The organism is Vibrio sp. 811 (genome assembly GCF_033339195.1).
The window spans coordinates 1-524 of record NZ_JAWOUB010000921.1; the positions used below are offsets into that span (position 1 = coordinate 1).

1 pseudogene is annotated in these 524 nt (G+C 46.4%); it reads left to right on the forward strand.

Going from position 1 to position 524, the window contains the following annotated elements:
• Positions 1-524 (forward strand): annotated as a pseudogene (locus tag R7Q46_RS30135) (error-prone DNA polymerase); the annotation flags it as partial.

Sequence of the window (524 nt, forward strand, 5' to 3'; positions counted from 1 at the left end):
CGAAAAAGGCAGCTATCAGCTTTCTGAGTGGGATCTGATGTCGATTCGTCACTGCTTAGTATTGTGGCTTCCTACCCATCAAGCGAGTGACCATTACTGGGGGCGCTGGCTCAATCAACACCATAACAATCGACTATGGGTTGCGATTCAACGTCATCTTGGTGGCGACGATGATGCCTACACAAATCACTGCGAGAAGCTAGCTCACGAATTGCAACTGCCTATTACAGCTTGTGGCGGCGTACTCATGCACACGGCTGAGCGCCTGCCTTTACAGCATATACTCACCGCCATTAAGCATGGTTGCAGTGTTGATAAGCTGGGCTTTGAACGTCTTTCTAATGCTGAACGCGCATTACGACCACTGAATAAGTTGATTCGTATCTACAAACCAGAGTGGCTAGAGGAAAGTAAGTACATCGCGGATTTGTGCGAATTCAAATTGTCTGATCTGAAATACGAATACCCTACAGAACTGATTCCTAATGGCTATACACCAAATTCTTACTTACGAATGTTGGTGG